This is a genomic window from Desulfosalsimonas sp. (assembly GCF_055149105.1).
This window is the reverse complement of sequence record NZ_JBSRLA010000007.1, coordinates 1-12,922: the sequence shown is the minus strand read 5'-3', so window position 1 is coordinate 12,922 and position 12,922 is coordinate 1. Positions and strand designations below refer to the sequence as shown.

Annotated in this window: 11 protein-coding genes and 1 riboswitch; of the genes, 6 read left to right on the top strand and 5 right to left on the bottom strand. The window is 54.5% G+C overall.

Annotated features, from left to right (window positions below; translation table 11 throughout):
• Positions 1 to 1,080: a FeoB small GTPase domain-containing protein gene (locus tag ACTCIA_RS02715; protein WP_463000271.1), complete on the bottom strand. Its 1,080-nt coding sequence runs from the start codon at positions 1,078 to 1,080 to the stop codon at positions 1 to 3.
• A 6-nt stretch (positions 1,081 to 1,086) separates the two neighbouring features.
• On the bottom strand, positions 1,087 to 1,320 hold the full coding sequence (locus tag ACTCIA_RS02710) for a FeoA family protein (RefSeq protein ID WP_463000270.1): 234 nt from the start codon (positions 1,318 to 1,320) through the stop codon (positions 1,087 to 1,089).
• A 160-nt stretch (positions 1,321 to 1,480) separates the two neighbouring features.
• Here ACTCIA_RS02710 and ACTCIA_RS02705 point away from each other — a divergent pair, with 160 nt between their 5' ends.
• From ACTCIA_RS02705 to ACTCIA_RS02680, 6 genes are all read left to right on the top strand, one after another.
• Complete coding sequence (locus ACTCIA_RS02705; RefSeq protein WP_463000269.1) at positions 1,481 to 1,993, top strand: metal-dependent transcriptional regulator; 513 nt, start codon at positions 1,481 to 1,483, stop codon at positions 1,991 to 1,993.
• Between the two features lie 182 nt (positions 1,994 to 2,175).
• Positions 2,176 to 2,997: a crotonase/enoyl-CoA hydratase family protein gene (locus tag ACTCIA_RS02700; RefSeq protein WP_463000268.1), complete on the top strand. Its 822-nt coding sequence runs from the start codon at positions 2,176 to 2,178 to the stop codon at positions 2,995 to 2,997.
• Positions 2,998 to 3,012: 15 nt separating this feature from the next.
• Complete coding sequence (rimO, locus tag ACTCIA_RS02695) at positions 3,013 to 4,335, top strand: 30S ribosomal protein S12 methylthiotransferase RimO (RefSeq protein ID WP_463000267.1); 1,323 nt, start codon at positions 3,013 to 3,015, stop codon at positions 4,333 to 4,335.
• On the top strand, positions 4,332 to 5,312 hold the full coding sequence (locus tag ACTCIA_RS02690; protein ID WP_463000266.1) for a polyprenyl synthetase family protein: 981 nt from the start codon (positions 4,332 to 4,334) through the stop codon (positions 5,310 to 5,312). The genes rimO and ACTCIA_RS02690 overlap by 4 nt, the downstream gene beginning before the upstream one ends.
• Positions 5,313 to 5,399: 87 nt before the next feature.
• Positions 5,400 to 6,623, top strand: coding sequence for a hypothetical protein (locus tag ACTCIA_RS02685; protein WP_463000265.1), 1,224 nt, complete (start codon positions 5,400 to 5,402; stop codon positions 6,621 to 6,623).
• Positions 6,624 to 6,868: 245 nt separating this feature from the next.
• Positions 6,869 to 8,026, top strand: a complete 1,158-nt coding sequence (locus tag ACTCIA_RS02680; RefSeq protein ID WP_463000264.1) for an acyl-CoA dehydrogenase — start codon at positions 6,869 to 6,871, stop codon at positions 8,024 to 8,026.
• A 14-nt stretch (positions 8,027 to 8,040) separates the two neighbouring features.
• Here ACTCIA_RS02680 and ACTCIA_RS02675 read toward each other — a convergent pair whose 3' ends face one another.
• The 3 genes from ACTCIA_RS02675 to ACTCIA_RS02665 form a co-directional block, all read right to left on the bottom strand.
• Complete coding sequence (locus ACTCIA_RS02675) at positions 8,041 to 9,144, bottom strand: lytic transglycosylase domain-containing protein (RefSeq protein ID WP_463000263.1); 1,104 nt, start codon at positions 9,142 to 9,144, stop codon at positions 8,041 to 8,043.
• 43 nt (positions 9,145 to 9,187) lie between these two features.
• A riboswitch (cyclic di-GMP riboswitch) is annotated at positions 9,188 to 9,291 on the bottom strand.
• A gap of 273 nt (positions 9,292 to 9,564) precedes the next feature.
• Entirely contained in the window at positions 9,565 to 10,407 is an 843-nt protein-coding gene (locus ACTCIA_RS02670; RefSeq protein WP_463000262.1) for a CoB--CoM heterodisulfide reductase iron-sulfur subunit B family protein, read from the bottom strand.
• 16 nt (positions 10,408 to 10,423) lie between these two features.
• Positions 10,424 to 11,944: a 4Fe-4S dicluster domain-containing protein gene (locus tag ACTCIA_RS02665; RefSeq protein ID WP_463000314.1), complete on the bottom strand. Its 1,521-nt coding sequence runs from the start codon at positions 11,942 to 11,944 to the stop codon at positions 10,424 to 10,426.
• Between the last annotated feature and the right edge of the window lie 978 nt (positions 11,945 to 12,922).

Sequence of the window (12,922 nt, the reverse complement as noted above, 5' to 3'; positions counted from 1 at the left end):
CTACCCCAGTCCCAGCAGGCTTCCGGCCTGATAGACCGATACAGCCAGCACAAAGGCCAGCACCGTGTTAAAGGCCATTGAAAACACCGCCCATTTCCATGAACCCGCTTCCCGGGCAATGCAGACCACGGCCACAAAGCAGGGCGAGTAAAACATCACAAAAACAATCAGGGCAAAAGCCGTCAAAGGCTTCCATTGGGGGGATTGCGCAAGCCGCTGGGAAAGGCCGGAAGCCGCTTCCGCATCGGTTTCACCCATGGAATAGGCCGTTCCCAGGGTGGAGACAATCACTTCCTTGGCCGCAAACCCGCCCACCAGGGCGATGTTGGTGCGCCAGTCAAAACCGGCCAACTCGGTGACCGGTTCAAGGGATGTGCCGATGCGCCCGGCCACTGAATGCCGAAGCTCTGCCCCCGCAAGGGCCGCCTCCTGTCCGGGCCCGAAGTGGTCAGCCTGATCAGCCGGAAGATTGGGAAAGCTCATCAGGGCCCAAAGCAGGATGGATATGGCCAGAATCACCGTACCGGCCTTGCGGATGTACTGCCAGGTCCGCTCCCAGGCGTGGATGAGCACGCCGCGCACCGTGGGCAGCCGGTACGGTTTAGCGGCAGCGGTCATGAGCTCCTTTTTGCCGGTGCCGTTTCTGGCTACCGTGGGCACCACGGGCACGCCGAGCAGGGCCGAAAGCCTGGGGGCGTCAATGCGGACCCCGCGGCTTTTGGCCACATCCATCATGTTGAGGGCAATGCAGACCGGCACGCCCATTTCAATAATCTGCAGGGTGAGATAAAGATTTCTCTCCAGATTGGCGGCATCCACAATATCGACCACCACAGCCGGTTTTTGGGTGGCGATAAAATCCCGGGCAATGACTTCCTCAAGGGAATAGGCGGTCATGGAATAGGTTCCCGGAAGATCCACCAGGGAAAATTCCCGGCCATCGATTTTGTAAACACCGGTCTTTTTTTCAACCGTTACCCCGGGGTAATTGCCCACCTGCTGGCGGGCCCCGGTCAATGCGTTAAACAATGTGGTTTTGCCGGAATTGGGATTTCCGGCCAGTGCGATTGTGTGAACCATGGCCAGTTATTCCACCTCCACTTCGATAAAGTCGGCTTCACTGTTTCTCAGGGTCAGGGTAAAACCGGCGATGCGCAGGGCTACCGGGTCTTTTAAGGGCGCGCGGCCCTTGACCGAAAAGTCGGTTCCCGGAACCAGCCCCATGTCCCGGATTCTGCGGCCCAGCTCCCCCCGGGCCTTTATGGCTTTGATTTTACCGGATTGCCGTTCTTTCATCTCCCGCATATTGATAAGCTGCATTGAATGCCTCCTTGAAAAGAAATTGTCAAATTGATTTGCTTTGTTTGGTATACCAAACTTTATTCACTGTCAATACATTATTTAAAAATTTTTCCTTTTGTTTGCCTGCAGCAAAAAAATCGGTTATAGATAGAAACGATTCACTCACCAAGGAGGGGCCATGACAGGAGTCGATTTATCTGAAAATCTGGAGGATTACCTGGAAACCATCCTGGAGCTGGAAAAGACCCAGAAGGTGGCCCGGGTAAAAGATATTGCCGAAATGCGGGGGGTATTGCGCGGTTCGGTGACAGGTGCGTTAAAAAGCCTGGCTGAAAAGGGTCTGATCAATTACGAGCCCTACAGCTTTATTACCCTGACCCGCAAAGGCACGGCTGTTGCCGGAGAAATCAACCGACGGCACCGGGTGATCAAAAACTTTCTCACCCATGTGCTCCAGCTCGACCCGCAGATTGCCGAAGACAATGCCTGCCGCATGGAACATGCCATGGACCGGGCGGCCGTGGACAGGATGGTGGCCTTTATCGACTACATGGAAGCCTGCCCCAGAACCGATGCGAGCTGGATTCAGGGCTTTGCCAGACACCGGCAGGGAAAAGATGACGACAGCAGGCCCGACTGCAAAGACTGCATGACCAGAAGCGCTGAAAAACATGCACAGAACAAAAAATGATGGCACCGTAAAAAGTCTGATTTCAGATGGTGCCGTAAAAAGTTCAAGATCAAGGCTTGCGCAATTTCGAAGAATGCAGCGTACTTATCTGTACGTGAAATTCTGAGAAATTGCGCGTAACGCAGATATTGGACTTTTTACGGCACCATCAAAAATAAGAACAAATATTTCCGGGAGGCCAGATGAGCCAGTATGAATTCTACGAAGTGATCAAAACACCGCCGGTGGCATGGGTCTATTTGAACCGGCCGGACAAGAAAAACGCCATGAACCCGCCGGCCTGGAAAGAAAGCATCCCCATTTTTGAAGACATTGACAAGGACCCTGACATCCGGGTGGCTGTGATTGCCGGCAGGGGTCCGTGCTTTTCCGCGGGCATCGACCTGATGGGCATGGCCGGCGAGATGCCCGAACTAATGGAGGCGGACCAGAAAGGCGGGGTCAAGTGGTCTCTTTTGAAAAAGATTTCCGCCATGCAGGACGCCATCAGCTGCATCGAGCGGTGTCGAAAGCCTGTTATCGCGGCCATTCACGGCCATTGCATCGGTGCGGGATTGGACATGGCAACCGCCTGTGACATCCGGATCTGCTCGGCTGATGCCGTGTTCTGCCTAAAAGAAGCCGCAGTGGGATTTGTGGCCGACGTGGGCGTGCTCCAGAGAATCCCGAGGATCGTCGGCCAGGGCTTTGCCCGGGAGCTGGCCTATACGGCAAAAACCATTGACGCGCAAAAGGCCGCGCAAATGCTGCTGGTAAACGAAATATTTCCGGATGCTGCAGCCGTCATGGAAGGCGCGGAAAAACTGGCTGCACAGATTGCCCAAAACCCGCCCCTGGCCGTGCAGGCTTCAAAGGACGTCCTTAACCACGGGGCGGAGAAATCCGTGGAGGATGGTTTGAAATACGTGGCCTCGGTGAGCGCCAACATCATTCCCTCAAAAGACCTGATGGAAGCCATTGCCGCTTTTTCCGAAAAACGCAAACCGGTATTTACCGGAGAATAAGGCCGCGGCTGTCCTATGCGCATATATCTTTCAACCCTGGGCTGCGCAAGAAACCAGGTGGACAGCGAGGTCATCAGCGGCCGGCTGTCGGCAGCAGGCCACGAGATGGCCGGGCTGGCAGAAGACGCCGAAGTCATCATCGTCAATACCTGCGCCTTTATCGAGTCTGCCGCAGACGAGGCCGTCGAACAGATCCTTGAGCTGGCCGAATACAAGCACCACGGCGTGTGCAAAAAACTCATCGTGGCCGGCTGCCTGCCCCAGCGCTACGGACAGCAGACCGCAGAAGCCCTGCCGGAAGTGGATTTGTTTCTGGGAACCGGTGCCTATGACCGGATCACAGATGCGGTCATAGACTCAGAAGCTGCAGGCAAATGCGTCATCCCACCGCCCGAACACACCGCCCTGGCCGGCCCGGATGCGCCAAGGAACCGGGCCCCGGGACCGGTTGCCTATGTCAAGATCATGGAAGGCTGCGGCAGGCACTGCACCTATTGCATCATTCCGGCGCTTCGCGGGCCCCTGCGCAGCCGGCCGGCCGCAGACATTGCCGGCGAGGCCCGGCGCCTTGCCGGCCAGGGCGCTGCCGAAATCGTGCTGGTGGGCCAGGACACCACATCATGGGGCATGGATCAGAACCCGCAGGGCCGGTTTTCCGATTTGCTGGCACAGGTGGCACAAGCCGTGCCCGACTGCTGGGTCCGGTTTTTATACGGCCATCCCGACCAGATCCATGACCGGCTCCTGGATACCATGGCGGCATACCCAAACATATGCCGGTATCTCGACATTCCGGTCCAGCATGCCAGCAGCCGGGTATTAAAACGCATGGGCCGCGGCCATGACAGCAAGGCACTGGCTGCGATCTTTGACCGCATCCGCTCGGCCATGCCGGATGCTGCATTGCGCACCACGGTTCTGGTGGGCTTTCCGGGAGAAACAGATGATGATTTTGCCGAACTGCTCGAATTCATGGAACAGTTGCGGTTTGATCACCTTGGCGCATTTGTCTACTCTGACGCCGAAGACCTGCCCTCCCATCGCCTGGACGGACACGTGCCCGCCCAGATTGCCCAGGACCGCCATGACGTGGTCATGATGCGCCAGGCAGACATTTCCCTTGCCAAAAACCGGGAAAAAATCGGCCAATGCACGGAAGTTCTGGTTGAAGACCGTGCAGAAGACGGCCGGCTTTACGGCAGGACCCGGTTGCAAGCCCCGGAGGTCGACGGTGTTACATTTATCGATAACCCGGGCAAATCCGCCGCCCCGGGCAAAACTATGAAAATCCGCATCACGGATGCAGATGAATACGACCTGACAGGAGTTCCGGTATGACCGGGATCAAACAGCAGCTGCTTGAGAGACTAAATCCGGACCTGGCCGCAATCGAGATGGCCCTGGTGGAAAACCTTGACCCCCACCTGGACCTGGTCAAACAGACGGCCGGACATTTGATCTTTTCCGGCGGAAAACGCCTGCGGCCGCTCCTTGTTGTGCTAAGCGCCAGGGTCTGCGGTCATGAAAGCCCGTTTGTCACCAAATTTGCCACCACATTTGAATTTCTGCACACAGCCACGCTCCTGCACGATGATGTGATCGACGGTGCAAACATGCGCCGGGGAAAACAGGCCGCCCATCATGTTTACGGCGCGCCGGTCACCGTGCTGGTGGGCGATTTTCTGCTGGCCCGGGCCATATGCATTGCCGCTGAAACCGAAAACCCCGGAATCATCCGGGTGGTGGCCTCACTGACCGAGCAGATGTCTGAAGGGGAGATTTACCAGCTCATCAAAAAGGGGCAGACAGATCTCACGGAAGCCGAATACATGGATATCATCCGGCGCAAGACCGGGGTGCTCATTGAAAGCGCATGCAAAAGCGGCGCGATTCTGGCACAAGCCACCCAAAAACAGGAAAGCGCCCTGACGGCATACGGCAAACACCTGGGCCTGGTTTTCCAGATTGCAGACGACATCCTGGACTACACGGCCGATGCCGAGGAACTGGGCAAAAACGTGGGCGCGGATCTGAGGGAAGGAAAACTCACCCTGCCGGTGATCTACGCCCTGTCCCGGGCCCGGGGCGCGGACCATAGGCGAATAAAAACCATTATCAGCAATTCTAAGTTTACCCAAAGCGATTTTGCCGAACTATTGGGCCTGCTTGAAAAGTACCAGGGAGTCGCGTATGCTCAGCAAAAAGCCCTTGATCACGTGTTAAAGGCAAAGTCTGAGCTTCAGGGCTTCGTCCCCTCGGCCACCCGGGACATTCTCGATCTGCTGGCGGATTACGCGCTCAGACGCACATCATAAACCTGGTTTTGGGCACTGTGTGCCGTTTTTTACAGTCATAAGCCGCATTCTGACCCGATAAGAAACAAAAAAAGGAAACGCATTGCCATGATATTTTTTCACAATACACCAACATGGTGCCGGCATCTGCTGAAAACAACTGCCTGTGTGCTGCTGCTGGCTTTATTTTTTCCTTCCCCTGTTGCTGCGGCCCCTTCCGCAGACAGTGAAACCATTGTCGGTTTCGGCCACAGCCGCATACATAACGACCCCTCTGCAGCCAAAAAACAGGCCGTATCCGGGGCGCTTCTCAATACAGTCCGGGCTGCGGCCCTGAAAATGATATCCGCACCCGACATCAGCGATCATTTCGAGCTGATTGCCACTGTAATCGACAAGCACCAGGATGCCTTTATCCAGGATTACCGAATCTTGGAAGAATTTCACACGGACAAAACCTATCAGGTGCTTGTGCAGGCCACGGTTTCCACCCGAAAAATGGAAAAAGCCCTTGCCGATGCCGGATTTCACCTTACCCCCGAAGATCTGCCGGCGGTGCTGGTCATGGTTGCGGAAAAAGGAATTGATGATCTTGGTTTCAATTACTGGTGGAAGCAGGGATATGCAGGCTTTGAGAGTACGACCGCCGGTTCGGTGATCCGACAGGCCCTTTCCCGGGCTGGATTTTCGGTGATTTCCCCGGACCCGGACAACGGCGCACTCGACGACGAAAGACTGGCCTCGGGCATCAGCGCCGAACCGGCGGACTACCAGGCCGCCCTCCTGGCAGAACGCATGGGCGCAGACTTTGTGGTTACAGGCCGGGCCGAAGCCAAGGCCCTGAGCAACAGGATGGGCAAAGATGTCCGCACTTTCAGGGCAGACCTCCAGCTCCATGTAATCGACGCAAAATCCGGCGAAAAAATGACCACCCTATCTGAAAAGGCTTTGACCGTAAGCGAGGATCCGGAACAGGGAGGCCGGAACGCCCTTGCAGACGCCGCCTACACAGCTGGTTCCAAATTGTCCGAACAAACGGCTTCCCTTTGGCGCAACGCAGCCGAAACCAGAGAAAAATTTCATATCCGCGTCCAGGGAAGACGGGTTCTGCCTTATCTGGAACGGCTGCGCCGGGCAATCCGGCAGCACCCCGGTATCTCGGACTTGCAGACCACGGAAATGACATCGGAAAACGCCGTGCTGGAAATGAAATACTCGGAATCCGCCCAACAGCTGGGCAATCACCTGCTGATGCAGTCCTTTGACGGATTTGCCATCAATATCATGGAAATTTCCCCCAAGACCATGAACATCGAAATGGTTCCCGAGTAAAACCCACGGAACCGACGATAGAATAAAGACATCGACGTTTTTTGATATATGAACAATATTCATTTAAATGAATTGATATTTATAAATTTATACTTGTTTTTTGTTTAAAACAATATTATCAATTTTAGAAAAATCATAAGCTGTTTTATCCAAAACTTCCAGTTAACGATAACAAGAACTAAAGACGATTTCCGGCGGCAACGCCGGCTGAACCGTTTTCGAAAAACACAGGAGACAAATTGCCCATGGAACTGACCCGGGAACAATTGATGATTCAGAAAATGGCCAGGGAATTTGCCAGAAAGGATCTGGGCCCCCAGGCCGCGGAAAGGGATCAAAAGCACGAGTATCCGGCAGAAAGCTTAAAGAAGATGGGAGAGCTCGGTCTGCTCGGAATGCTGGTGCCCGAAGAATACGGCGGCGAGGACATGGACACGGTATCCTACGCCCTGGCCATGAGCGAGGTGGCCTATGCGTGCGCATCCACGGCCGTGATCATGTCCGTGCACAACTCCATCTGCTGCGGCAGCCTGCTGCGGTTCGGCTCAGAAGAACAGAAGCAGCAATACCTGGTGCCCATGGCCAGGGGCGAATTTATCGCCTCCTTTGCCCTGTCCGAGCCGGAAGCCGGCTCGGATCCGGCCTCGATGACCACCACAGCGGAAAAAGACGGGGATTTTTACGTGTTAAACGGCACCAAGCGATGGATCACCGGCGGAGCCACCTCGGAGCTGTTTATCGTGCTGGCCAAAACCGATCCGGATGCCGGGCACAAGGGGATTTCAGCGTTTCTGATCACCCGGGATCTGCAGGGATTTTCCACCGGCCGCCTTGAGGACAAAATGGGTCAGTGCGCCTCGGACACCACGGACCTGCTTTTCTCGGACTGCCGGGTGCCTGCCGACCGCATGCTGGGCAAAGAAGGCGAAGGCTTTATCGTTGCCATGTCCGGGCTGGATGACGGCCGCATCGGCATTGCCGCCCTGTCCCTGGGACTGGGCCAGGCCGCCCTGGATGAGGCGGTGAACTACAGCAAGCAGCGGGTGCAGTTCGGCCGTCCCATTGCCGACAACCAGGGCTTGCGCTGGATGGTTGCCGACATGGCCACAGATGTTGAAGCCGCCCGGCTGCTGGTGCTCAATGCAGCGGCCAAAAAGGACAGAAAGGAAAAATGCAGCAAAGAGGCCTCCATGGCCAAGCTGCATGCCTCGGAAATGGCCAACCGGGTCACGGGCCAGGCCCTGCAGATTCACGGCGGCTACGGCTACACCAGGGAATTTCCCGTGGAACGCTTTTACCGGGACGCCCGGGTGCTGACCATCTATGAAGGCACCTCTCAGATCCAGAAAATCGTCATTGCCAACGAAGTGCTCGGGGACAAAAAAAAGCGGCCGAAAAAATAGGCGCTGTTTTGCGCTTAAAAATCGCCCTGCCGGGAACGGATCACCAGGCGGTCGCCCGGGTGGATATTTTGCCTGTGATCCAGGTCGTTCCATATGATCAAAGCCGGCAGGGGGACATTGAACCGCTCGGCAATGGCAGAGAGGTTATCGCCCTGTTTGACGACATAAACCCGGTTTTCTTGATCTTTGTCCCAAGTTTTCATCAATGATTGAAACCGTTTGTCAAAGCCCTTGGCCGAGCCTTCGGGAACATGGATCAAGTGTTGACCGGCGGCCAGATAGTGACCTCTTAGCTGGGGATTGAGGTCCTTGATCACTTTAAAACTCGTATCAGCGGCTTTTGCAACAATGGCAACCGGGGTCAGGTCAAAACACATGACCGAAACTTCTTTGTATGCCAGGGGCGGATAAAGATCCCCTGGCAAAAAGTCAAACCCGTACTGCTCGGGCTCGGTCATGATCCGTTTGGCCGCAAGAATCCGGAACACATACTGCTGGGTTTCCAGCGAGAGATACAAATCATAAAAATCACTGTTCTCCTGAACCATGATTTCCGCCTGCAGTCCATGCTCGCCCATGTTATAGGCGGCCGCAGCCAGGGTCCAGGACCCGAAAACCCTGTAGAGCGTCTTTAAATAGGATATGGCCGCATCCGTGGACTGAAGAATATTTCTGCGTTCATCTTTTTGCGAATCAATCTGCAAACCGTATTTCTCACCCGTTGACCGGGTAAACTGCCAGAACCCCACAGCCCCCCGGGCTGATCCCGCATGAGGCCGCAGGCCACTTTCAACCAGTGCAATGTATTTTAAGTCTTCGGGCATTTCATTTTCCTTCAATTTCTGCTCTATGACAGGGAAATACCGGTTTGCCCGCTTGATCCACAGCACCACCTGGGGCCGGTTCCACAGGGTCAAAAGCATTTGCTTTTCCATGCGCTGCCTTGTGTCATTTCGGTCCAGCTCCGCTTTTTCGCCGCAAAACGTCATATCCCTGTCAATGCGCGCGGCATGAAACAAGGACGGGATATCCGAAGACGCCCCGGCCCCGGCACTGGAAGTCAAACCACAAAAAAGGCCAAAAAGGCAAAAAAGAATCAATGAAATCCGTTTTCCCATCACATGCTCCTTTAAAATAAAAAAACCGGACTGCCTTTGATACAATGGCAGTCCGGCCGTCTTTGAACCGGTGCGGACAAGCAGCCGGTATCCAAAGCACCCGTGACATTCCGTCCCAATCTCACGACTGGTTTGGCTTTTTCATATTTTCTGTATGAACAAAGACCCGCTGCACGTCAAATGGTTTTTTCAGCCGATTGCCGGTTTTTCACAATTTTCCGGTTTCATTGAATCGTCACCAAATCTTTTTAAAAATGCCAGCTCCCCCGTCATGGTGCTGCCGTCAACGCCCTTTATCCCCCAAAGCATCAATGATTCGGATTCGGGCGGCGCCCCGGCGCCTTGCCATTGCCCATGTGCCGGCCTGCCCCTTGTTTGGCATCAATCACAGACGCACTTTTGCTCATTTTGAAAAAATGCTTATGCTGCAATAAACCGCTCCAGTTTTTCCCGTGTAACACTCGTGGGCTCCAATCCGAGCCTGCGGCCGGAAAGTCCCATGCTCAGTCCCAGCAGCTGCGGATACAAAATATTGGGGATCGCGGTTTCGGGCACCGCTGCAAACTTGTTCTGGCAGTAAGTACATGCCGAACATATGAGATCCGCACCGGAATCCACAGCGCTGGAAATTTTGCGCTCTGCCAGCCTGCGCGAAAGCTCGGGGCTGCTTTCGGCCAGAGGCTGGCCGCAGCATTCCAGACGCTTTTCCCAGTCCACGCATTCGGCACCGGTCACCCGGATCAGGCTTTCAAATATGGTGGGCGAAAAGGGATTGTCAAATTGCACCACTGAACTGGGGCGCAGTGCATGGCAGCCGTAATGTGCTGCGACTTTCATTCCGTGGTACGGCTTGCGGACATGCGCGCTGATTTGCGCAGCGCCCACGTCCTCGGCAAGCACGGAGAGCAAATGCCGGACCCGGGAGGCCCCCGTGTATTTTCGTTGCTCGGGTGCGAGCATCTGATTGATCTCAGCGCGCAGCCCGTGATTCTCATCGAGTATGTGCCGGGCGTGGGACATGGTGCCGAAGCAGCATTTACACGGAGTGACAATATCCATACCGCCTTGCTCGGCAATGGCAAAATTGCGCGCCGACTGGAGAAGAAAGGCCTTCAGGTCGAAATTGCGCACGGAATAACCGCAGCAGTTAAACTCCGGTTCCACAAAATCGACCCCCAGCGACTTTAAAACCGCCTTTGTGGAGGTCCCGTAATGGGAACAAAAATACGGGATCTTGCAGCCCGGAAAAAACGCCAGTGTCATATTTGATTCATTCCTTTTAATTGGGCGAATACCTGTTTGCCTGCCTGTAGGCAAGATTTTTCAGGCCGTAAAAGATATCGGTAATTCTGACACCCTGCGGACAATGCTCCTGGCACAGGTAGCATGTGGCACAAGACCAGATCATGCGTGAGCTCAGCACTGCATCCCCCATCCCCAGGCTCAGGGCATGCATCATCTGGTGCGGCAGCAGATCCAGCTCACCCAAGGGGTCATCTGCGGCATCCACCACAGGACACGCATTTGTACAGGTCTTGCATTTAAAACATCCGGAAAAGTCTTCCTGGTGAACCGCAACCGCTGCCAGGCTGTTCAGGAGATCCGTATCACTTGAGAGTTTCTGCTGTGCAGATGGCAAATCCCGGACAAAGGAATCCGGGATCCATCTGGCCGCCGGGCTGTATCCCTGTTGTGCGAACTGGGCTTCAGCGGCCAGCCATATGTCCTGCAGATCTATGCCTGCGGGGCAAAGCCGGGTGCAGCGATAGCACTTCGTGCATAGCTGCCCGCCTTCGACAATCTGCTCAAGTTGTCCAGGCGTCATGGGGTTTCCGGCGGCGAGTTTTTTTAAGACCGACAAACGTTCGGATGGGAAAATATATCGGTTTTCAATTCTGGCAAAAATCGGCGCCACAGAGCAATGAACGCTACAGGTGCCACAGTTGGTGCATGCATCCAACTCCATGGCCCGGCGGTTGAGGCGATCCGCGGCTTCTTCCCGGGCCGGCGGGCCCGAGGAGTTGACCAGCAGGCTCAGGGGGGTGGTGATCACATGAAAAAACTTGGTAAACGGCAACAGGGCCAGCCCGATAAAACAGGCCAGAAAATGCACATGCCACAGAATCACGTCCATCCGAACGCTGTCGAGAAATCCGGCCGCCGGATACATCACCCTGGAGGCGGGATAGGAGACAAACGCCCATTGCGGCCGGGCATGACAATAGGCGCAGTAGTTGACATGCATGTCCTTGCCTTGTTCCATTATTTTCGGGGTTTCGGGCAGGGCTTCCCCCGGAAAGGCCACGCCGTAATACGCCTGCCAGTAAGACTTGATCGGATCACTGCCCTCGGCTTCCATGGAGTAACCCGAATAATTCCGGAGCATGGTCCCGAATACCGAGGGTGAAATGATTTTTGCGGCCTCCAGCAGAAATCCCGAGACCATGATCACCAGCAGCAGGGCAATGGCAATCCGGTCGGCCCGGGTGGTGATCCGCTTTAAGGTGCGGCTGGCCCGCCTGCGGTATATGGCAATGCCCAGGCCGATGAGCACGAGCAGTCCAAAAAGGTTGCGCAGAAACATAAACGGATTGACCGTGGAATGATAGGCGGAAAACAGCTCGCGGGAAACCTGATCCTCCAGGGCGTGCAGCAGCAGCAGCGCCATGAACCCGGCAAAAATAAAAAAATGCATAACCCACCTGAGCGGGTCTTTTCGCAGAATGTGTGCCTGCAGGATGACATCATATATCAGGCTGAAAACGAGCCTGAAAATCCGGTAGCTGAAAACGGTCCGCACCACGGCCCGCAAGGCATATCCGAGGCGGTTCCATACAGAAAAACTGGGCTTTTGCGGACCGATTCGGTATGAAAACCAGGGGCGCACCTTGCAAAAAATACCAAATAGACAAATAAGACATGCTGCGTAAAACGTATATGTGAAAATCACGGAGGTTACCTGTTGCTCAAATGTTTGTATGCAATCAATCCAAAATCCGGCTGCTCTAAAATCCCGCCATTCGCCCAATACCGAGGGGTCCCGGGATTTGATGGGGTATGTCCTGAAACGCTTGTTTTAACTGTGACTGCCAAAACAGCTGCCAAATTTCCGAAATAAATTGGCGAACTATACTGGATGATCAGAATAATTGAGCAGTTTTGGGGGCTTTTTTATGCAAAAAAAACGGCAAGTGCTGGTGGCACTCGACCGCCCGAAAACAAGAGTCTGTAGGCTCACAACAATTATTCAATCCGGTTGAATAATCCATGTTGTTGTATGATTCAAGCAAATTTTTCGTCTCGGGCGCAATGATCCACGGCTGCGTCCAAAGCGTTGCCCGCGATGCCCTTGTTTTAAGGAGGTTGTCCGGAAAGATTTACGTGGATATCGGGGCTGCGTTCAGGGGCAGGCATTTTGAAACCACCGCCGGAGAGTCCGACCGGCCATTCCGGTTGATTTCGGCCGCCCGCCATAACCCCTTTTCCAGATGTCATTGAATTGTCACCAAATCTTTTGCAAAATTGCATTTCCCCGTCAAAATGCTGCCATCAAGGCCCATTATCCTCCAAAGCATCAATCATTCGGATTCGGGCGACGCCGGAGGACTTCCTCTTATAAAAACATCGGGCAATGCAAAAAGCTTTTTTCAAAAAAACAAAAGAAAGAGATGACAATGACCAGCAATTCACGGTGACCAATAAGAGCCCCCAATGATGGGGAGGCCGGCTTCTTCCTTTCGCAATGTTTTGCTTGTCGTTTTTTTGCATCACAGAGAAA